At 43.3% G+C, this 20,716-nt stretch carries 21 protein-coding genes; 12 read left to right on the top strand and 9 right to left on the bottom strand.

The window, feature by feature from the left end; translation table 11 throughout:
• Window positions 1-124: 124 nt before the first annotated feature.
• The gene (locus tag OU792_RS16985; RefSeq protein ID WP_274670821.1) at window positions 125-598 is read left to right on the top strand and encodes a GNAT family N-acetyltransferase; all 474 of its coding nucleotides are present in this window, start codon (window positions 125-127) and stop codon (window positions 596-598) included.
• Window positions 599-703: 105 nt separating this feature from the next.
• Here the strand turns inward: OU792_RS16985 and OU792_RS16980 are convergent, their stop codons facing one another.
• Genes OU792_RS16980 through OU792_RS16970 form a run of 3 tightly spaced genes read right to left on the bottom strand, consistent with a single transcriptional unit; the run spans window position 704 to window position 3,546 of the window.
• Entirely contained in the window at window positions 704-865 is a 162-nt protein-coding gene (locus OU792_RS16980) for a hypothetical protein (RefSeq protein WP_274670820.1), read from the bottom strand.
• Entirely contained in the window at window positions 865-2,472 is a 1,608-nt protein-coding gene (locus OU792_RS16975) for a hypothetical protein (RefSeq protein ID WP_274670819.1), read from the bottom strand. The genes OU792_RS16980 and OU792_RS16975 overlap by 1 nt, the downstream gene beginning before the upstream one ends.
• Before the next feature lie 3 nt (window positions 2,473-2,475).
• Entirely contained in the window at window positions 2,476-3,546 is a 1,071-nt protein-coding gene (locus OU792_RS16970; protein ID WP_274670818.1) for an alpha/beta hydrolase, read from the bottom strand.
• A gap of 204 nt (window positions 3,547-3,750) precedes the next feature.
• Between OU792_RS16970 and OU792_RS16965 the strand changes: the two genes are divergently transcribed.
• The 3 genes from OU792_RS16965 (at window position 3,751) to OU792_RS16955 (ending at window position 6,789) form a co-directional block, all read left to right on the top strand.
• Window positions 3,751-4,776 (top strand): alkaline phosphatase D family protein, encoded by a 1,026-nt coding sequence (locus OU792_RS16965; protein ID WP_274670817.1) that lies wholly within the window; start codon window positions 3,751-3,753, stop codon window positions 4,774-4,776.
• 12 nt (window positions 4,777-4,788) lie between these two features.
• Window positions 4,789-6,279, top strand: coding sequence for a calcineurin-like phosphoesterase family protein (locus OU792_RS16960; RefSeq protein ID WP_274670816.1), 1,491 nt, complete (start codon window positions 4,789-4,791; stop codon window positions 6,277-6,279).
• 210 nt (window positions 6,280-6,489) lie between these two features.
• Window positions 6,490-6,789: a GIY-YIG nuclease family protein gene (locus OU792_RS16955; RefSeq protein ID WP_274670815.1), complete on the top strand. Its 300-nt coding sequence runs from the start codon at window positions 6,490-6,492 to the stop codon at window positions 6,787-6,789.
• 453 nt (window positions 6,790-7,242) lie between these two features.
• Here OU792_RS16955 and ggt read toward each other — a convergent pair whose 3' ends face one another.
• Genes ggt through OU792_RS16940 form a run of 3 tightly spaced genes read right to left on the bottom strand, consistent with a single transcriptional unit; the run spans window position 7,243 to window position 11,677 of the window.
• Window positions 7,243-8,955, bottom strand: coding sequence for a gamma-glutamyltransferase (ggt, locus tag OU792_RS16950; protein WP_274670814.1), 1,713 nt, complete (start codon window positions 8,953-8,955; stop codon window positions 7,243-7,245).
• Complete coding sequence (locus OU792_RS16945; protein ID WP_274670813.1) at window positions 8,948-11,329, bottom strand: S9 family peptidase; 2,382 nt, start codon at window positions 11,327-11,329, stop codon at window positions 8,948-8,950. The genes ggt and OU792_RS16945 overlap by 8 nt, the downstream gene beginning before the upstream one ends.
• 12 nt (window positions 11,330-11,341) lie before the next feature.
• Window positions 11,342-11,677, bottom strand: coding sequence for an Hpt domain-containing protein (locus OU792_RS16940; protein ID WP_100627083.1), 336 nt, complete (start codon window positions 11,675-11,677; stop codon window positions 11,342-11,344).
• 158 nt (window positions 11,678-11,835) lie between these two features.
• On the opposite strand from OU792_RS16940, the gene OU792_RS16935 reads away from it, so the two are divergent.
• From OU792_RS16935 to OU792_RS16925, 3 genes are read left to right on the top strand one after another with little or no spacing between them, the layout of a single operon-like run.
• Complete coding sequence (locus tag OU792_RS16935; protein ID WP_274670812.1) at window positions 11,836-11,982, top strand: hypothetical protein; 147 nt, start codon at window positions 11,836-11,838, stop codon at window positions 11,980-11,982.
• On the top strand, window positions 11,983-12,441 hold the full coding sequence (locus OU792_RS16930) for a DUF2452 domain-containing protein (protein ID WP_026945757.1): 459 nt from the start codon (window positions 11,983-11,985) through the stop codon (window positions 12,439-12,441).
• A 3-nt stretch (window positions 12,442-12,444) separates the two neighbouring features.
• Entirely contained in the window at window positions 12,445-13,089 is a 645-nt protein-coding gene (locus OU792_RS16925) for a DUF7255 family protein (RefSeq protein ID WP_274670811.1), read from the top strand.
• Between the two features lie 269 nt (window positions 13,090-13,358).
• Here the strand turns inward: OU792_RS16925 and OU792_RS16920 are convergent, their stop codons facing one another.
• Window positions 13,359-13,976: a deoxynucleoside kinase gene (locus OU792_RS16920; protein ID WP_274670810.1), complete on the bottom strand. Its 618-nt coding sequence runs from the start codon at window positions 13,974-13,976 to the stop codon at window positions 13,359-13,361.
• 14 nt (window positions 13,977-13,990) lie between these two features.
• Window positions 13,991-14,881: a 3-hydroxybutyryl-CoA dehydrogenase gene (locus OU792_RS16915; RefSeq protein ID WP_134203152.1), complete on the bottom strand. Its 891-nt coding sequence runs from the start codon at window positions 14,879-14,881 to the stop codon at window positions 13,991-13,993.
• Between the two features lie 336 nt (window positions 14,882-15,217).
• Between OU792_RS16915 and OU792_RS16910 the strand changes: the two genes are divergently transcribed.
• Genes OU792_RS16910 through OU792_RS16900 form a run of 3 tightly spaced genes read left to right on the top strand, consistent with a single transcriptional unit; the run spans window position 15,218 to window position 17,523 of the window.
• Window positions 15,218-16,057 (top strand): CvfB family protein, encoded by an 840-nt coding sequence (locus tag OU792_RS16910; RefSeq protein WP_134203153.1) that lies wholly within the window; start codon window positions 15,218-15,220, stop codon window positions 16,055-16,057.
• Window positions 16,054-16,545, top strand: a complete 492-nt coding sequence (locus OU792_RS16905; RefSeq protein WP_446698917.1) for a YkgJ family cysteine cluster protein — start codon at window positions 16,054-16,056, stop codon at window positions 16,543-16,545. The genes OU792_RS16910 and OU792_RS16905 overlap by 4 nt, the downstream gene beginning before the upstream one ends.
• A gap of 45 nt (window positions 16,546-16,590) precedes the next feature.
• A complete protein-coding gene (locus OU792_RS16900; RefSeq protein WP_274670809.1) occupies window positions 16,591-17,523 on the top strand; it encodes an ROK family protein in 933 nt (310 codons plus the stop codon).
• On the opposite strand, the gene OU792_RS16895 is transcribed toward OU792_RS16900, so the two are convergent.
• Window positions 17,504-17,902 carry a hypothetical protein gene (locus tag OU792_RS16895; RefSeq protein WP_134203154.1) on the bottom strand — a complete coding sequence of 133 codons (399 nt, stop codon included), beginning with the start codon at window positions 17,900-17,902 and terminating at the stop codon, window positions 17,504-17,506. The genes OU792_RS16900 and OU792_RS16895 overlap by 20 nt on opposite strands.
• Window positions 17,903-18,141: 239 nt before the next feature.
• On the opposite strand from OU792_RS16895, the gene OU792_RS16890 reads away from it, so the two are divergent.
• Both OU792_RS16890 and OU792_RS16885 read left to right on the top strand, forming a co-directional pair.
• Entirely contained in the window at window positions 18,142-18,630 is a 489-nt protein-coding gene (locus tag OU792_RS16890; protein ID WP_274670808.1) for a DNA topoisomerase IV, read from the top strand.
• A gap of 8 nt (window positions 18,631-18,638) precedes the next feature.
• Complete coding sequence (locus OU792_RS16885) at window positions 18,639-20,537, top strand: DNA topoisomerase IV subunit B (protein ID WP_026945748.1); 1,899 nt, start codon at window positions 18,639-18,641, stop codon at window positions 20,535-20,537.
• The last annotated feature ends 179 nt before the right edge of the window (window positions 20,538-20,716 follow it).

Below are 20,716 nucleotides of genomic sequence, written 5' to 3'. Positions count from 1 at the left end.
CAAACCCCTTTTCATTGTTCAACTAATTAAAAAATGCAATATTGTTGCATAAATATAATTCTATTTTTCTCAAAACAAAAGATTTTAGTAGCTTATTTGTCGAAGCTTTATTTTCAAAAAGATCATGATAGGTGAATTAAAATTCCAGATCAGCGACTTGGCAAAAAACTCTGATCCTCCTTGGGATTTGCTTTTGCTTGCAGATCCATCTAGAGAAATGATTGATCAGTATTTATCCGAAAGTGAGGTCTTTGTGGGTGAATTGCAGGGAAAGCTAATTGGGGTCTTGGTTTTACTTCCCTTGAGTGATGGAATAGCGGAGATCAAGAATTTGGCTGTGGATGAGGCTTTTCAGGGAAAAGGCTTCGGAAAACAGCTGCTTCGATTTGCAATTCAATATGCAAAGCAGAAAGGATTGGAGCGATTACTCATCGCTACCGGAAACTCCAGCATGGCCCAATTAACATTGTATCAAAGCCTGGGATTTGAATTGTTTGAGGTGGATTGGGGCTTTTTTGAGCGAAATTATCCTGAGCCTATCGTAGAGAATGGGATTGTCTGCAAGCATTTAATGAAGCTTCAGATGGTGTTTGACTAAGGTTTAATTCAAGATTACTTTTGAAATAAACCTGCTTTTCTGCCTGCTGGAAAGGTGATCTGCCACAAATCGGCCTGAAAGTCTAGAATTCCGGGCCTTCCCACTTCAAGCTTCGTGCTTCCTCCTTCCCACTTCCCACTTCCTGCTTCCCTCTTCCATCTTCCCACTTCCCACTTCCTGCTTCCATCTTCCCGCTTCAATCTTCCTGCTTCCCTCTTCCCGCTTCCATCTTCCCTCTTCCTTCTTCCCACTTCCCGCTTCTACCATCAACCCAAGTAGTTCTCAATCACAAACCGCTTCGAATTATTAAAACAAAAATCCTCCACGGCTTTCTCTACATCCTCACGGGATTTGAGATGGGCTAAGTGTTTTTGCCCGCTCTTCTTGCGGGCCTGCTCAATTTCGAAAATCAAATTGTTGCTGAATAAACCAAACTCCAAGGCGGTAGGGTAGTAGTCTACCGGATCGATCAAGCCTTCAAAGTCGGTTCCGATGGTCAGGCATTTCCAGACCATTGGTTTTTCTTCATCGCTCAGGTTGGGATTGGCATAGGCACTTTTGATGATGGCTTCGATATTTTCCCAAATGAGCTGAATGCCGTTTCGTTTGGGATTGTTTTTCAGATCTTCCTTGGTGATTCCCAGAATCCGCTGATCGAAGGAAATCCCAAACATCCCTCTAGTTCGGACAATCCATTCGATATCCTCATCACACATATTGATGTTCCAGGCATTGAATTTCCCGCTTTCATCTGTGTAATCGTCCACCTCGCAGTCCTCCAGTTCGATATGCCTATCCAGGGTAGAAATACCCGAATAGCCGCAATGCGAAGCGATGACCGGGATGCGATCTCCCTTATCCAAGCATTTGCCTACTAGGCTGTAAAATTCCTTTCTTGATCGCGCACTCATGTGTTTGACATCAATCAGAATGCGATAGCCCAAGGACTCATCCCGCTCAAAATCTCCATTAATGCCCAAGAGCTCCTTGAGGATTCTTCTTCCATCATTATTGAATCCGGCATTCATTCGTTCGGATTGGTCCATAAGGATTTTTCCCATTCCGGGAATGGAGTGGGCATGTCCACAGAGATGATTATCAAAGTGATGGGCATAGGTGATGAAAAAGATCGGAGCCTCCCAATTTTCTTTGATTTCCTTCACGCGTTGGGAGATTTCATCGATAGATTGTACGCGATCGGTGCCCAAGGCATGGGCTCCTTCGATGGTCAAAATCATGGTGATTTCCTGATCATCTTCGATGGATTTTTGGAGTTCTTCCCGACTTGTAGGAATGCGATAGCAAGCATTCTCAGCATAATAAAGCCTCGGGTGTTGATTGGCCAGTTTTCTGGCTAGTCGCTCCTCCCGGAGCAAAGCTTGGGGAACGTGAATTTCATTTCTCCGGATTCGCTTTCCCGAATCCATCATGACAAAATCCCGCTCGCGCTGAAGGGATTCCCAATAGTCATAGTCATCAGACTGAAAGTAATCCACGACCTTATCCGGTATGCGCATGTAGGCGGTTTGTAGCAGGTCCCGGCGGATCCCTTTGGAACCCAAGATTGCAGAAGTCAAAAAGCGAAACCATTTGTCTTTGCCGATTTTTGGGTCAATGCCCTTCACAAATTGGCGTTCTAGCGGATACAGAGAGTTGAAGGTCAGTCGTAGGTTGGAATTCCAGCATTTGACCAGGTCAATTTGGCTGTAACTCGCTCCCATGACGCCTTTTTGGTGGTTACGGTGATTGGATGCAATGACGGTCCAAGGGCTGAATTCTCCTTTCCTTCTGAATTTTTTGGCTTTTTCCTGCATCTGAAAATGCGCACGCATGTGATTGTGACAGTGCAGGTCAGAAAATCTACGCTTACCCATGGCCTATCTGTTGAAAATGCTATTTCCACCCTTCATCACTTCGATGATGTCCTCTACCACGGAGGGGGAATTGGTGTAGTACCAATGATGAACCGTGTCATGAAGCAAGCCCTTGTCATCATCGATCTCGGTCACATCACATTGGTAAATATCATCGGCTAGATTGACGGAGTTTTTAGCACCCCAGCGGCCCAAGCGGTTGAAAGCGTTTTTGGTAAGCTCGGAGATTCCTAGTGCCTGATCTTTGTTGTGATAGTACACATGCACCCGCTCCCCAAAATCAATGAGGCGATAAAGTGGATTTGGACGCTCCAGCGCATAGTAATCGATATCAGCACCCACGAGTAGGATTTCTCCAAAAATAGAATTGATATCCAATCCTATGTCCTGTACACCTTTGACCATGTTTTCCAGGACTCGATTTCCCATGCTATGACACATGAGATGGATTTTTTGATCACAAAGCGGCTTTCGCTCTTCCACAAATTTCTTTTTGAAAAACTCCCGAAGCGAGGCCATGGATCGCGCTAAAGCAAAGCCCGACTGCATCGCATCATAGGCGTCCGAGCGATACTTAAGCAGTTTTTTCTTGGCAGGCCAGGTGAATAAGACCAAGTGCTTGATGGTAGAGTCTTCCGGCTCTACATATCGTTTGTGGAGCTCACAGAGGGTTTGCATGGCTGTTTCCAAATCGGACTTGAATCCATGTACAAAGACCAGGATGTCTTCCGAGATACGGATATGATCGCCTTCAGGACTCTTTTTGCTTGCTTTGATTCCCGACTCATACAGTTCGGTGAAAATAGTGGTAGAAGGAAACTTGGCTTTGCTCACGTCCTTATCGTCGGCATAGTTTGCCAGAAGACTTTCATCGACCTCAGGGATGATTTGAATATCGAAGTCTTTCAGCTTTTTGGCTTTTTTGGGATCAAAGCTGATTGTACCATAGCGGAGATTGTGCCGAGCTTCCTCGTCTCCGTCTTTTCGCATGTACTCTTTTTCATTCACAGAAATGTAATTTCTGCTCCTCCGTGTAGTGACTTCCCGATTGGTGATGATGTAATGTTTGACCATGGCTAAGAATTTGAAAGGGGTTAAAAAACTAGTATTAAAATCTCAAGCTGCTCTTTGTCAGCATCTAATTCCAATTTTGGAAAAAAAAATGGCAAAGGCAAGGAAAAGCGGTGGCCTTGAGGTCAGGTTAAGAAATTGATAATTTTTTGCAGCGGCATGGAGAAAAACTCAAAGTTTTTCATCTTGAAATAAAAATCGAAAGACGTGAAAAACTTACAAACGCTGACCCTTTTCTTCTTTTTAGGACTACCACTGTTTTTTGCTTGCAAGCCAAGCGTCCTGACTTCAGAAGAGGAAGAAATCACCCGAATTGCTTTTGGCTCCTGCAATAGACAAAACCGACCTCAGCCACTCTGGCAACCCATTGTTTCCGATAATCCGGATCTCTGGATTTGGATGGGGGATAATATTTACGGGGATTCACCCAATTTGGACACGCTTCGCGCAAAATATGCCATGCAGGATCAGGTAGCTGATTATCAAAATCTTAAGCGCACTTCCAAAATCATCGGGATTTGGGATGACCATGACTATGGGATCAATGATGGCGGAAAGTTTTTTGCCCAGAAAGCAGCCTCCCAGCAGTTGATGCTAGACTTCTTGGATGTGCCCCAAGATGCTCCTGAGCGCAAACGGGAAGGAGCTTATGCAGCTCATCTATTTGGAAAGGGAGAAAATCTGGTCAAAGTCATCCTCCTGGATGCTCGATATCATCGGGATACCCTGATGCGAATCGACCGGGTGTACCAACCCAATTTGGACGGCCAAATATTGGGAGAGGAGCAATGGAAGTGGTTGGAGAACGAACTCAAAACCAGTTCGGCCAAGGTAAATTTGATTGTGTCTGGAATTCAGTTTTTACCCACTCAGCATGCCTATGAAAAATGGGCCAATTTCCCACAAGAACGGGAGCGTCTGCTGAGTTTGATTGCAGCTTCTGGAGCGAATACGCCGATTTTACTGAGTGGTGACCGGCATATCGCCGAACTGATGAAATTGACCGATGAGCGTTTCCCTGATGGGATCTACGAAATCACAGCAAGTGGTTTGACCCATACTTGGAGTACTATTTCCGAAGAGCCCAATCGCTACCGAATCGGCGACCTGATTGCCAAGCTGAATTATGGTTTGGCTGAAATTGACTGGAAGAATGAAGAAATAGCCTTTCAAATCAAAGGGGAGGCTGGGGCTTCTTATGCAAATCTTTCCATCCCATTTTCCATTAATTAATTCGAAAACACCATGTTTAAAAGACGAGATTTTCTGAAATCCCTGAGCTTAAGTTCGGCGGCTTGGCTTTCCCTCGGTTCGGCAGTTTTTGCCGAAAATAGGGTGAAAGAGCGTTTATTGGCTCCTTTTTCTTCCATCAGAATCCGGGGAAAAGTGGCTGCCGGAGGGAAAGGTATTTCTAGGGTAGCTGTTTCCGATGGCCGATCGGTTGTGCTCACAGATGCCAATGGAGAATATGAGTTGATTTCTTCCAATGATCGGGAGTTTGTTTTCATTTCAATCCCTTCGGGCTATCAGATCAAAAAGCAGGCAAATGGTTCGGCTGCCTTCTTCCAACTCATTAATCCCGTTCAAGCCGATCAGCAGATAGCTTTCGACCTGATTTCAACCCTGGAATCGGATGCGAATCACCATTTTCTTTTGCTTTCAGATACTCAGATTCAGGATGATTACGAAGCGCAACAATTGCTGAATGTGGCCATTCCGGATGTACAGCAGACCATCCGTGAGATCAGCGATCCCAATATATTTGGGGTTGGCTGTGGGGATTTGGTCTTTGACCGATTAGAACTTTTCAAAGAATATAATCAAGGAATAGCCGCTACCGGGATTCCTTTCTTTCAGGTGATAGGAAATCATGATATGGACTTTGGGGTGCGATCGGATGAAGGAACGGCAAGGACTTTCAAGGGTCATTTTGGACCAACTTATTACTCTTGGAATCGGGGAGAGGTGCACTATGTGGTTTTGGATGATGTGTTCTATCTGGGAGTGGGCACCAAATACATCGGCTATATCCCAGAGGAGCAATTGGCTTGGCTGGAGCAGGATTTGGCCTTGCTCGAAAAAGGGAAAACAGTGGTAGTCTCCTTGCATATTCCTACTTACACAGGAGCTGTGCAGCGCTATCTGGACCGGGATACGCTGGGAGGTACGGTTAGTAACCGGGAGCATCTTTATCGATTATTGGAGGGTTATAATGCCCATATTTTATCAGGACACACCCATTTTAATGATAATATGATCATGGGACATGTCTATGAACATTGTCATGGGACCGTTTGCGGAGCTTGGTGGTCTGGTCCAATTTGTCATGATGGGACCCCGAGTGGCTATGCGGTTTATGAGGCAAAGGGCTCAGAGCTAAAATGGCAATACAAGGGAACGGGATTGAGCATTGAAGAGCAATTCCGGGTTTATCCAAAAGGCTATCATCCCGATTTTCAGGATTTCGTTTCTGTGAATTGCTGGAATTATGATCCGACATGGGAACTCAGTTGGTATGAGAATGGTATCAAAGTAGGTTCACCGGAAAAAATCATGGCCAAGGATCCTTGGAGTATGGAGTTGCATACTGGGCCTGAATTACCTGCTAGACGCAAATGGGTAGAGCCTCAACTGAATGATCACATGTTCTTCTTCCAACCTACAAACTCTGAGAATCTGGTATTTGAGGCCAAGGATCGGTTTGGGCGCGTGTATTCGAAGAAAGTGGAAGGGTAGAAGAGAAGACTGGCTGTAAAGGTTTTTTGTCATTGGTAGGGCAAAAACCTAAAAACCCTGAAACTGTCCCGTATCTTCTTTTGCCCGAAGCCCTCCTATCGGAGGGCAGGCCCGCCTCCCGGAGGGCAGGCAATCTCATTTTTAGAACAATCTCTTGTTAAAATTTTATCCAGACCAACAACTATATTTGAATTAATGAATTTTCAAAAAATGAAAAAAGGGGGAGCGGTGTATATAATGACCAATTCAAACCATACTGTACTTTACACCGGTGTCACAAATGATTTGCAAAGGCGTGTGTATGAACATAAAAACAGGTTGAATAAAAATTCATTCACCTCAAAATACAATATCAATAAATTGGTCTATTTTGAAGGATATCACTCCATTGAGGAAGCTATAAACCGTGAAAAACAAATCAAAGGAGGGAATAGAAAAAAGAAAGAAAACCTGATAAACTCTAAAAATCCAGAATGGAAAGATTTGTGGGATGAAATTAAAGATTGGTAATTATTATAAGACTGCTTCGCTTCACTCGCAGTGACGGTCCACGCGTCATTGCGAGGGCCAACATTTAAAGACATCGAGCCTTCCTTATTTTTGTAAAGCCCGAAGCAATCTCATAGTTTGTTCTTCCTTTCTTTGAGACTGCTTCGCTTCGCTCGCAGTGACGGTCCAGGCGCCATTGAGACTGCTTCTCCTGATTCTCGGTATCGCAGTGACGGTCCAGACGTCATTGCGAGGGCAAAAACCTAAAAACCCTTAAGCCTTCCTTTTTCTTCTTTTGCCCGAAGCAATCTCATAGATTGTTTTTCCTTTCTTTGAGACTGCCCGCCTCCCGGAGGGCAGGCTTCGCTTCACTCGCAGTGACGGTCCGTACGTTTTTGAGACTGCCCGCCTCCCGGAGGGCAGGCTTCGCTTCGCTTGCAGTGAGGAGAAACCATAATTTTTACACAGTCATTCCTAATACCCCGCGGCTTCATTTTCCCTTCTCGGGTCAGCTCCGCCTTCCAATTTTCCATCCGGCAAAACCATGATGGCATCGACCGAACCGATGATGGGCGTTCGACCTTCATTGATTAGGTAGTTTTTGGCTGATAGGATTTGTACCAAGGTGCTGTCCAAGGTGTTTTCTTCAAATAGAATCTGATCCGGTAGCCATTGATGATGGAACCTCGGCGCTTCAACCGCTTCCTGCATGGTCATGTCAAATTCATAAGCGTTGAGGATGGTTTGGGCTACTGCTGTGATAATAGTAGAGCCTCCAGGTGTCCCTACGATCATCCAAAGTTTACCGTCCCGCTCCACCAAAGTAGGAGTCATGGAGCTGAGCATTCGCTTACCTGGTGCGATGCTGTTTGCTTCTGCACCGATCAAACCAAACATGTTTGGAACGCCCGCTTTGCTACTGAAATCATCCATTTCATTATTCATAAAGAAGCCCAACTCATCCAAATAGACTTTGGAACCGTAGGCTCCATTTAGGGTCGTAGTCACTGCCAGTGCATTCCCCTCCTCATCCATAATAGAGTAGTGGGTGGTTTCCATGCTTTCAGCAAAAAGAACCGATCCTTCCGCAATGTCCGACGAAAGCGTTGCTTTTTCAGGATCAAAGCTTTCCATGCGATTGCTTAGGTAGGCATCATCCAAAAGTTCTGAAATCGGAATCTCTACAAAATCAGGGTCTCCGAGATAGTAATTCCGATCCGCATAAGCTCTTCGCATGGCTTCGGTCAATACTTGCACATAATCTGCAGAATTATGTCCCATTCCTTTCAGATCAAAAGGCTCAACCATTTTTAAGATTTGACCGATGGTCACTCCGCCGGAGCTAGGCGGTGCCATGGAGATCACTCGTAGCTCTTTGTAGTCAAATACGATGGGATCCCGCCAAGCTGCCTCGTAAGCAGCAAGATCTTCCTCAGTAATGATCCCCCCCATTTTTTGCATGTGATCTACGAGAATTTTGGCTGTTTCTCCCTTGTAAAATTCATCTCGGCCATTGCTAGCGATGCGTTCCAAGGTTTCGGCTAAGGCAATATTCTTAATGGTATCGCCGGCATTCCACTCTTTTCCGTAAAAGGTATTTTCACCATTGACTTCGCGGACTACTTCACGGATATTTTGCAGTCGTCCTGCTTGTTGAGTACTGACTACAAATCCATTTCTTGCCAAATCGATTACTGGTTGGAGGATGTCCTTGGGTTCCAGTTTGCCGAATTTAGCCTGAGCTTCGAAAATCCCTGCTATTGTACCCGGTACCCCTGATGCTAATGCTCCTTTTGTACTTAGGCCAGGGATCACATCCCCATTTTCATCCAAATACATATCACGATGGGCTGCTCCAGGGGCTTTTTCGCGGTAGTCTATGGAACCAATTTCTCCATTTGCCAAGCGATAGACTGCAAAACCGCCTCCTCCCAAATTGCCTGCAAAAGGAAAGGTCACGGCAAGAGCCATTTCTGTAGCCATCATGGCGTCAAAGGCATTTCCGCCTTTTTTCATAATCTCAATCCCAATGCGGGAAGCTTCGCCTCGTGCGGAAACCACCATGGCTTTTTCTGCTATCAGACCTCTTTTGGGTTCCTTTTCTTCGGATGAGCTTTGACAAGAAAAGACTAGGAAGGGGATGCTCAATACCAGAGCAGCAACCCTCGTGTAAACTTGCTTATTCATTCAATAAAGTGCTGTTGAAGAGTTTAAGGATACGTTTATACTCGTCGGTCCAGGAGCTTGGCTCCACAAAACCATGATCTTCCACTGGATAGACGGCCATTTCCCAATTATCTTTCCCCAATTCGATCAATCGCTGGGATAGTCTTACCACATCCTGGAAATGAACATTCACATCGACCATACCATGGGCAATGAGAAGGTGACCTTCCAACCCTTCCGCAAAATAAATAGGAGAGGAGCGACGATAGGCGATTGGGTCTTCCTCAGGTGTATTGAGGATATTGGAGGTGTAGCCGTGATTGTAATGCGCCCAGTCTGTGACAGAGCGTAGTGCTGCTCCCGATGCAAAAACATCCGGGTGATTGAATAGGGCCATCAGCGTGATAAAACCACCATAGCTTCCGCCATAAATCCCAATTCGGTCTGCATCAATTCCGTAATTGCTTATCAGATGCTTGGCACCGTCTACTTGATCTGAAAGGTCCTTTCCACCCATGTGACGATAGATGCCTGTCCGCCAATCCCGACCGTATCCCGCTGAGGCACGATAGTCAATATCCAAAACAGTATACCCCAAATCGGCCAATAGATTGTGGAACATGTACTCTCGGAAATAGCTACTCCACCACTTATGGACGTTTTGGAGATAGCCCGCGCCGTGCACAAAGATCACAGCGGCACCATTCTTCTTCTCTGGATTGGGTTCGTAGATCCGTGCAGGCACCATGGCGCCATCTGCTGCTTGGAAACGGATAATTTCTGGATCTCTCCAATCATAGGCCTGAAACTCCTCACTTTGACCATCAGTCAATTTGATGAGGTCTGCGCCTGCTTTATTTTTTTGGAGATATAGCTCTGTGGGAGAATTGGAGTAGGAGTGAAGTATGGCAAGATGCTTTTCATCCGGGGAAAGTTTGACTTCATTGTTTCCCGTCATGGAGGTCAGTTTTTCCATTTTCCCACCCATCAGGGGCATACGGTAAAAATGACGCTCTCCCGGATCAACTTCTGAGGTGGTCAGATACCAAGACTTTTTGTCCTTGGAGAGGAAAGGGTCAAAAACTTCATAGTTTCCACTCGTTAAGGCTGTTTTGACTTGCGTGTCTATGTTTTGAATGTAAAGATGCGAATAGCCGCTTTCTTCCGATTGGAAATAAATGTGCTTTCCATCAGGAAGCCAACCCAAAGTGCCGCCTGAGTAAGTCCATCCGATTCCAGGCCCGGCAATCCAAGCTTCATCACGCTGTCTGTCTAAAGCCGTTAATTCCCCTGTCTTCAAATCAACCAAGGTAATCCAGCGATCTTTATTATCAATGGATCTTACCACGACGATGGCTTGCGATCCATCGGGGGAAAACACCGGTCCAAAAAGGGCCAAATCCCGCTCTTTTTCTTCCCATTCACGATCAGGATAATCACTTACATAATCAGGCAAATCTTTGATTCCGGGAAGATTGGAGGTTTCTATAAAATAAACCGTATCTCTATTCAGATCATAAATTCCAATTTCAGAAGTAGTTGGCTTGGTTCCTACTTTTGGACGGGCATTGAGGTCCTCGGTGTAACCCGATGCATCGACGTAGTTAGGAACAGCAGTGTTTTTATTGCTGGAAGGATTGAAAAATGAAAAGCTCGCAAATCTTCCGTCTGGTGAAAGCTGTAAGTTGGATGGATTTTTTCCTCCGGTGTAAAAGGTGAATTCTTTTTCGGGTGTAATCTGAGTTGCTTCGCGGTAAGCTTGTCTCATTTCCCGCTTTTCTTCCCGCTGACGTACCACCTCCAAAAGCTTTAAATTTTCTGACTCTAAAAATGGCTTGGATGCTTTTGAATCACTTTTGCCGGACCCGGATGAAGAAGGTTGGGAACCGTTGGAAATATTGGTTACTCTTTTGACTACTCCGGTGGGGATCTCAAGCGTGTAGATATTCTGCTCGCTTACAAAGAAGAGAAAGTCTTCATCCGCCAAAAAGGTGGGATTAGAAACCCGGGTGTGCCAGTTTAGCAGCTCTTTTTGTGAATTTTTTTCGAGGTCTTCTAAAATGATCCGATCATTTGGACCTACAAATAGTCGAAGGCTTTTATCGGAGTTGAAGGATTCTTGAGACCTTGATCGCTCCCGATCTATTTTCCAGTCAACTTTCTCGATAGAAGAAAGGTCGCTAAGCTGAATTTGATATAGAGAATCTGCGGGGTTATTCTCGGGATTGTATTGGAAATAAATGGTTTTACTGTCATCACTCCATTCGATCCCAGATGGAAAATACCCCATCCAACTGGGATCGCGCATGATGTATTCAACAGAGAGGGAGGATTGAGCAAATAGACTACCTTGGATTAGGGTGATTAGGCTAATCCAAATTATTTTTTTGATCATTTAAAGAGAGATTTAAGTTTTTTCTTTTAGAAAATCCAAAAGCTCTCGTTTGATTTCATCCATGTGTCCGTGGAGTTCATCGATTTCTTCTTTCGAATTTTCGAGATTTTCCTCGATTTTCTCCAGAAGCTTTCGGGTTTTCATGGCCCCAATATAACTCATGGATGGTTTTGCTTTATGACATCTTTTTTTAATGGTTTCAAAATCCCCATTTTCTAAAAACTTTGGTAGTTCTTGTAGGTCATTGACATTTGTATCTAGGATAATCTGAATCATGTCTCTGATCATCTCAGGATCATCATCTCCGAAATACTGATAAATAGAGGCTTCACTTATATATTGATACATGGGGAGAAAAATCTGGTTTGCGTAAAAGTTTGTTTGGTACTTCCCCTAAAATTAGAAACAATTTTTGAAATGCATTATTTATAGTATGAAAGTTTACTCAAAAGAAGGGGAAATTGATGTGAACTCACTTATTTTGTCTATCGAAAAGTAGGGAAGACATGAACAAAGGAAAAAAAATATTCTTGATTCTTTTTATCATTTTCATGGCAATCATGTTAGGGATAGGATACGACATCTCCCAAAAGACCACCTTTCCGGGGTCGAAAGGAAATTTAAAAGAAAGAATCAGTACAGGAGAAGAATAAATGAGCGGTAAAAAAATCAATATTGAAAATCTGGACTTGGACCAGATGAAAGAAAAAACCACCGAGAATCCGGGTCTATTGCCCTATGCCCATCATTCTGGGAGTGCGATCGTCAAACCGGAAGATAAAGGTAAAATCACTGGAAGAGCAGTGGCAGCCATGCAGTCGCAAACTGATATGCAAATGTCTCAGATCTACCAGCAGATGCAGCTTTTGGCAGATCAGGCAAAAAAAATCAAAGCCCGCGTGGAAGTTTCCGAACGAATCTATCAAGCGGCGATGGGATTTGAACCACTGATTAACCATCGATATTTTTTGTACCAAAAAGAGGATGGTACGGATTTTTTGAGTTTGATCGGTCCTGATGAATGGGGTCGGAAAAAAGATTGGGCCAAATTTGTGGCTGAAGTAAAACTGCTGGCAGACCATACCTGGGAAATTCTGCGGGAAAACACCTAAACTATGAGCCAATTGATGACCCGGCAGCTCGATTTGATCTTGAAAGAGGGCGGGGCTGACTACAAATGGGAAGTTTCTATTCCCGTCGAATCAAACTATTTAGACAAAAAGGGCAAAGCTTGGCTAGAGGAAATATTTGAAGATTTAGCAGGAAAGGGAAATCTTCCTTTGCTTGAAAAGATGAAGTTTGACTTCAAGCTTAATCGCTTTTTGATTCTTTGGGATACAGAAGTACATTTTAATCGCTATCGGCTGACTTCATTGAGGTCTGAATTGTACTCAGAAATGAGTTTTTCCTTTGATCAAGCCTACAAAAGACTCTGTAGAAGTCAGGAGAAAGAGGCTGTGAAGGCTGGATTGCAGGCCAGGATTTGGCAGGGGCCTCCCATTGCCCAGCGATTATTTGGGGTTTCCAGTGAGCCAGGTGATTTTTCAGGAAATGGATCTACAGGGTGGAAGCTTCAAGCCTACAATGATGCCCAAATTGATTTGCTCACCCGACTTCATGGGTATAAGTTGATTCGTCTTTGCCCCTTTGAGACCTTGATGACAGGTGGTTCTTTGAAGCGATTGGATCAGCTATTGATCAATCCAAAGGATGAACAAAGAGAGGTGATTTTCAATTGGTTAATGAGAAAAATGGGGTGATGTGTAGGGTTTGCTGAAAAAGTCTCAGACATGGCAGGTTCAAGGCGGTCGAGCGTAGATGTATGCCTATACTTCAAGCGAAGACTCACGTAGAAGATGCTATGTCTGAGGCTAGCATAAAAATCTCAAGATTGAGATTTTTTGGAAAGGAGAACAGCTCTTTATTGGCAATAACTTTGGACTTGTAGAAAAACTGTTTGCTGTAAGCATAGGCTTACCATTTGGAATGATAGCTAAATACTTTTCATGCGCTTTTCAGCGGACCCTACTCAGGCAAATAGCCCAAAAATCTCCCTTTCTATTTTTTCGACGATAAAGGAAAAGTCTTCTGATCGCTCGACAAAGTCTAAATTATTCACATCTATAATCAGCAGTTTTCCTTCCTGATAGTTTTCTATCCAATCCTCGTAATGCTGATTGAGGTTTTTGAGGTAATCGATTCGCATGGCTGTCTCATAAGTTCTTCCCCGCTTTTCGATTTGGCCTACCAGTTTTGGGATGTCAGCCTTGAGGTAGATAAGCAAGTCAGGAGCCTTAACATGCTGAATCATGGAGTCAAACAAACTTCTGTAGTTCCAGTAATCCCGTTCCGTCAGTAAATTGCTTTTGTACAGATTTGCTGCAAATATGTAGGCATCCTCGTAGATCGTCCGATCTTGGATCGTGTTCTCATTATTGTCCTGGATCTTTCTGATCTGATTGTAACGGGAATTCAAAAAATAAACCTGAAGATGAAATGCCCAACGCTTCATGTCTTCATAGAAGTCAGGAAGGTATGGGTTATTGTCGACCGCTTCGAACTCAGCCTTCCAACCGTAGTGCTTGGCCAGCTTTTCTGTAAGCGTAGTCTTCCCGCTACCGATATTTCCGGATACTGCTAAATGCATATTTTTAATAGAAATTACTTGCTAAATCTTGATGCTACAACCAAATCTTTGCTGCCGGCTGTGTACTGATAGAAGCCTTCTCCTGACTTGACACCCTTGTACCCAGCCTCTACCATATTGATCAAAAGCGGACAAGGCGCATATTTAGGATTGCCAAAACCATCATGAAGTACTCTCAGGATTGAAAGACAAACATCCAAGCCAATAAAGTCCGCTAATTGCAATGGTCCCATAGGATGCGCCATTCCCAATTTCATGACCGTATCGATCTCTTCCACTCCAGCTACACCTTCGTAAAGGGAATAAATGGCCTCATTGATCATAGGCATCAAAATACGGTTGGCTACAAAGCCTGGATAATCATTTACCTCTACGGGTACTTTCCCCAGTTTTTTGGAAAGCTCCATGATTTCGTTCGTAACCTCATCTGAAGTGGCATAGCCTCTGATTACCTCAACCAGTTTCATCACAGGCACTGGATTCATAAAGTGCATCCCGATCACTTGACCGGCCCGCTGGGTGACGGCCGCGATTTTGGTGATAGAGATAGAGGAGGTATTGGTAGCCAAAATTGCTGACTTGGGAGTCAACTCGTCCAGCTGTCGAAACAGGTCAAGCTTGATGCTTAAGTTTTCGGTAGCTGCCTCAATGACCAAATCTGCTGAAGACACTCCTGATTTCAAGTCTGTGAAGGTGCTAATTCTGGAAAGCGCAGCAGTTTTGTCTTCTTCGCTTAATTTTCCTTTTGCCACCTGACGATCCATATTTTTACTGATCGTGGATACCGCTTTTTGTAAAAAATCCTCTTTCAGATCTACTAAAGAAACCTGAAAGCCCTGCTGGGCAAAAACATGAGCGATGCCATTTCCCATGGTACCAGAGCCGATCACAGTTATGTTTTGCATAAATATTAGATGTTAGTTTACGTTAATTTGGGTTTAATTCTTTTCGAATCGAGGCTTCAAAGCTACCGCTGAATTGGAGCTTTTCCAATTTTTAACCTTCGCTTATCTGACTTTGTTTGTCATGTTTTAATCTGGATTATGAATTAGAATTCTTAGCGAAAAAACCAAATGCAAGAAAATCAGGCACTTTGGAGATTGAGGCGTAGCGATGCTACGGTGAGATCGAAAAGTGAAGTGAAATGACTGATTTTAAAGCAATTGGGTTTTGTAGTAGATTTTCTAATTCGTATTTCAGGTTTCAGTTCTTGTCTCTAATTTATCTCGTACCTTTGAGGCATGAATGAACTTGGAAAAATCAGTTTATTGCCCATCAATAGATTCACCGATTCAGGTGCCTATGTGGCTACCGAATCCGGCGAGGAGGTCTTGGTTCCTAATCGTTATCTGACTGGTAATGAGCGAGAAGGGGATGTCTTGTCAGTTTTTATTTACACGGATAGTGAAGACAGGCCAGTCGCTGTGACTGACGTTCCCAAGGCCTGTTTGGATGAGTGGGCAGTGATGGAAGTGAAGGAGTTGACCTCCTTTGGGGCTTTCGTGGATTGGGGCTTGCCAAAGGATCTTTTTGTGCCCAAGGCTGAAATCGGAAAAAATATGCAGGTCGGGGAAAAATACCTTATTAGAGTCTGCGCCGACTATCGTACCAATCGCTTGATTGGCAGTAGCAAGTATCGGGATTTTATATATCCTGCACCCAAGGATTACGAACCTGGTCAAGAGGTATCTGGTTTGATTTTTGAAAAAACAGATTTGGGTTACAAGGTGCTCCTTGAAAACCGCTACGAAGGATTGATTTTTGGAAATGAGGTATTTCAACCTTTAAGGCTTGGAGAGCGCCGTCGACTTTTTGTAAAAAAACAGCGTGATGATGGTAAAATTGACCTACAGCTTCAGCCTCTAGGTAGGGCTAAATATGAGGAAGGGGCAGAAAAAATTTTATACATCTTACGAGAAAAGGGCTTTTTACCACTTCATGACAAATCCGATCCAGAAGAGATCAAGGAAGTGCTTGGCATGAGCAAAAAGCATTTCAAACAATGCATCGGACAGCTTTACAAGGCCAAGGAAATTGTGATCCTTGAGGATGGCATCAAGCTAAACGATTCGAAGCAGTGATAGACCTCCAGACTTTTCGACAGGAAAGTCAATCTGATTTTCCCACAAACAAAAAGCTGAAAGATCGGCTCAGAAGGCTAAAGCCCAAGGATTTGGATGTGCGCTTTGCGGAAAATCATGAGGAGGTTTTTCAAGAAATCGACTGTTTGGACTGCGCTAATTGCTGTAAGACTACCAGTCCGATTTTTCTTCAGACGGATATTGATCGCATCGCCAAAGTTTTCCGGATGAAGCCAAGTCAATTTATCGACGAATACCTTCAGCGCGACGAAGAAGGCGATTTTGTGCTTCGTTCCTCACCTTGTCCATTTTTGGGCGTGGACAATAAGTGCCTAGTTTACGAGGACAGGCCGAAGGCTTGCAGGGAATATCCGCATACCAATCGAAAAAATATGGCAGGGATTCTTAACTTGAGTCTGAAAAACACACTCATCTGTCCGGCGGTACATAAAATTTTCCGCCAGATAGAGAAAGAGTATAGGAAGTGAGCCGAAATTTTGGCTTTTTTGACAATCAAACCTATAAATAACTCAATGGCTACAACAGAAACACACTTTTTGGGAGTGGACGTGGGAGGAACCCATCTTAAAATCGGATTGGTGAATAAGAGTGGTGAAATCCTTGATTTTGATAAAGAAGAAACACATCCATTCAGAGAACATCCTAATGGATTTGGAGAAGCATTTACAGAAGGATTAGGGAAATATTTTCGAAAATATCCTCAGGTAGAAAAAGTGGGTATTGGTCTTCCAGGATTAATTTCAAAGGATCGGACTACCCCTTTGGAGATTCCGGCTATCCCGGCCCTGAATCAATTCAAACTCAAGGAAAGCCTTGAAACGAAGTATCCGGACAAAGAATTTTTTCTGGAAAATGATGCCGCCGCCGCCGCTATCGGAGAGTTCTATTTTGGCAAAGATGATCCATCTGACAACTTCCTGTTCATTACAATGGGTACTGGAATTGGAAGTGCTTATGTAATTGATGGTGAGGTTTTTAAAGGGTCAAGAGGAAATGCTCTCGAAATGGGTCATATGCTTTCCAGAGGAAATGCTCGTCTAGAAACATTGATCGGAAGGCAAGGTATTCTTGATATTTTGGCTCGAATGATAGATGCATTCCCCGAAAAGGCAGGAAGGCTTAAGGGAGCTACCTTAGGTTCACATTTATTAGTAGATACTGCACGCGAGGGAAATGAAGTTTCTTTGATGGTTTTCGAAGAAGTAGGAGAGATTCTAGGTCAATCCATCGTATCTACCATACGGATTTTAGATGTCGCCGAAGTTTACTTTGGAGGAGGAATTTCTGCTGGTTTGGAGTTTATGATGCCAGCTTTGGAGCGTACCATTCGTCAATATTTGACACAGTACTATAATAAAGATTTGAAGCTCAAAAAAGCTACACTAGAAAACAATGCCGGTACCTTGGGTGCTGCAGCCCTTTGCTTTATGGGTTCAGGTCTGTGATCGTTACTTCAGAGACTTTAGAAATTGCATTCATTCGGAAAAGAACCTTTAGGGGTTCTTTTTCGCTTTCTACGCCTTCACAGTTTTCAGGGCTAGGCTCTAAGAAGTAAAAAAAGAAGCTTTGACTTTTATCGACCAACTCCACACGATCAGGTCTTCCAAAGGTCTTGATCAAGGCTTGATTACTTGCTCCTAGAAAGTTGTTTTTAATTCGCTCCAATTGCTGCATGTCTTGCATCCGAAGGCCTTTACAGCCGTACCGATCTGCTTTCCAATTCTCGATATTGAGTCCCTCGGTATCTAATTTTTGGCTGCAGGATGCTAAGCTCAAAGAAAATATCAGGGCAAAAAAGATGGGAGATAAAAGGCGTGTGTTCATGGAAGGCAAAGGTAAGGGCTTATTCCCTGTGGAAGGTCTTAAAATTGGATTTATTTGGATTGGAGCTATTTGATAAGATAATCTTTGCTCTGCGAAAATGTTTTCTTCCTTGATTTCATCGATTAAACTGAAATTCAAACTTTTGGAAAGTAATGACAGTTTTTGTCACCCTTTTGCCTGATGTAATAAGACGTCGGTTTGGGCAAATACTTTATATTAGCAGCTTAAATTGACATCACATGTACTATAGATTCGGAAAGGCATTCTATTACTTCAGTATCGTTATATTTCTCTTTTTCCTGCTTTATTTTTATTCCGCTCTACCTGAGCAAGTTTATCTTCAGCTTGACGCTGAGGATCGATGGGCCAAAGGCAATTATTTCTATGGAATGATTAGCCTTTTTGTGATTTTCAACCTGATTTCGCTTTTGCCACCAAAACTTCTGGAAACCAAATCATGGAAAAAACTTCATCGTCTCTTCCCAATCGGTGACCCTTTTCGGGATTACTTGCTCACTTGGTTTTATTCCTTTGGCGGGATTTTGAATTTCAGCTTAGGAATGATGGTGTTTTATACCCATTCTATCAATAATCAGCAAGAGATCACGGCAGATCAATTCAGCGTTTTCTTTTACCTTATACCTGCATTACTCCTTGTCTGGATAATTGCACTCTTTTTGCTTTTTGTGGGTAAAACCAAAAAACTTCAAAACCCTTCAGAGTACTAAAATATACTATGGCAGACCAAGTAAAATACAACGAAGATAGTATCAAATCCCTTGATTGGAGAGAGCATATCCGATTGCGACCGGGTATGTATATCGGTAAATTGGGAGATGGGAGTGCCCAAGATGATGGGATTTACGTGTTGGTCAAGGAGGTATTGGACAACTCTATCGATGAGCACATGATGGGATATGGGCGAACGATTGATGTCAAAATTTCTGAGCATAAAGTAGAGGTAAGAGACTACGGTCGTGGAATTCCATTGGGAAAAGTGATTGACTGTGTTTCAAAAATCAATACCGGTGGAAAGTATGATTCTGGTGCCTTTCAAAAGTCTGTGGGTTTGAATGGAGTCGGTACAAAGGCGGTCAATGCACTTTCTGAATACTTTAAAGTTCAATCTTACAGAGATGGAGAGACGAAAGTTGCCGAATTTGAAAAAGGAGTTTTGAAGGAAGATCGAAAAGTAGAGAAGTCCTCTGATCGGAATGGTACAAAAATCATATTCTCTCCAGATCCAACCGTTTTCAAGAATTACCATTTCATCCCGGAATACCTTGAAAATCAGATCTGGAACTATGCCTACCTGAATGCAGGTCTGACCATTAATTTCAATGGAAAGAAGTACTTTTCTGACAAGGGATTGTATGATCTTTTGGCCAATAAGGTGGATGAGGAGGCGATTCGCTATCCGATTATCCATCTGAAAGGAAATGATATAGAAATGGCCATGACTCACTCCAATCAATATGGAGAGGAGTATTATTCCTTCGTCAATGGTCAATTTACCACTCAAGGAGGAACTCACCTTGCAGCTTTTAGAGAAGCCATCGTGAAGACCGTTAGGGAATTTTATAAGAAAGACTATGATGCTTCCGATATCAGACAAAGCGTCGTGGCATCGATAGCCGTACGGGTGCAGGAACCTGTATTTGAGTCTCAAACCAAGACAAAGCTGGGTTCACAGTCTGTGGGGCCGGATGGACCAACTCTTCGGACATTTGTCAATGACTTCGTAAAAACCGAACTGGATAATTATCTCCATAAAAATCCAGCGGTAGCTGATGCCTTGCTAAAGCGAATCCTACAATCAGAGCGGGAGCGAAAGGAGATTTCAGGCATTAAAAAATTGGCGAATGAACGAGCCAAGAAGGCCAATCTTCACAATAAAAAGCTTCGGGATTGCCGGGTTCATTATGATGATCCTAAGGCTAATGAGGATCAGAAGAACAACACCATGCTGTTCATTACAGAGGGGGATTCTGCCTCGGGTTCCATTACTAAATCTAGGGATGTTCAGACTCAGGCGGTATTCTCTTTGAGAGGAAAGCCGCTCAACTGCTATGGTATGACCAAAAAGGTGGTGTATGAAAATGAGGAGTTCAACCTGCTGCAGCATGCTTTGAATATTGAAGATGGAATTGAAGGGCTTCGGTACCGAAAAATTGTAATTGCTACCGATGCGGACGTAGATGGAATGCATATCCGTCTGTTGATCATGACCTATTTCTTACAGTTTTTCCCGGATTTGGTGAAAAATGGTCACCTTTTCATCTTGGATACTCCACTTTTTCGGGTAAGAAACAAGAAGGAGACTATCTATTGCTATTCGGATGAAGAGCGGCAGCGAGCCATTCATAAACTTGGAAATAAACCCGAAATCACTCGATTTAAGGGTTTGGGAGAAATCTCTCCGGAAGAATTCGGGACATTTATCGGTGAGGATATTCGACTCGAACCCATTATTCTAAGGAAGGATACCAAGATTGCTGATCTCCTGAGCTTTTACATGGGTAAAAACACACCGGATCGTCAAAAATTCATCATCAAGAACCTCAAGATCGAAAAAGATCTGGCATTAGATGACCCCAAAAACAATGAAGTAGTAGAAGAGGAGGAAGCTGCTTGATTGCGGAAATAATGAGCGATTGGGCAGGTTGCATAAAAAATGCAAAATGTTTGAAATTGCATAAAAAATGCAATAAACATTCTTATTGTCTTGAGTATAAGAAGTGCTTTTAAAAGACTTCTTAAAACAAATTTGGATTAATACATGAGCGAAGAAACAAATAAGCCTGAAGAAACCGA

Origin of the sequence: Algoriphagus sp. NF (assembly GCF_028823735.1) — a bacterium.
In the GTDB taxonomy this organism is placed as follows: Bacteria; Bacteroidota; Bacteroidia; order Cytophagales; family Cyclobacteriaceae; genus Algoriphagus; species Algoriphagus marincola.
Note: the sequence above shows the minus strand (reverse complement) of the source record. Positions and strands in the feature narration are given on the sequence as shown.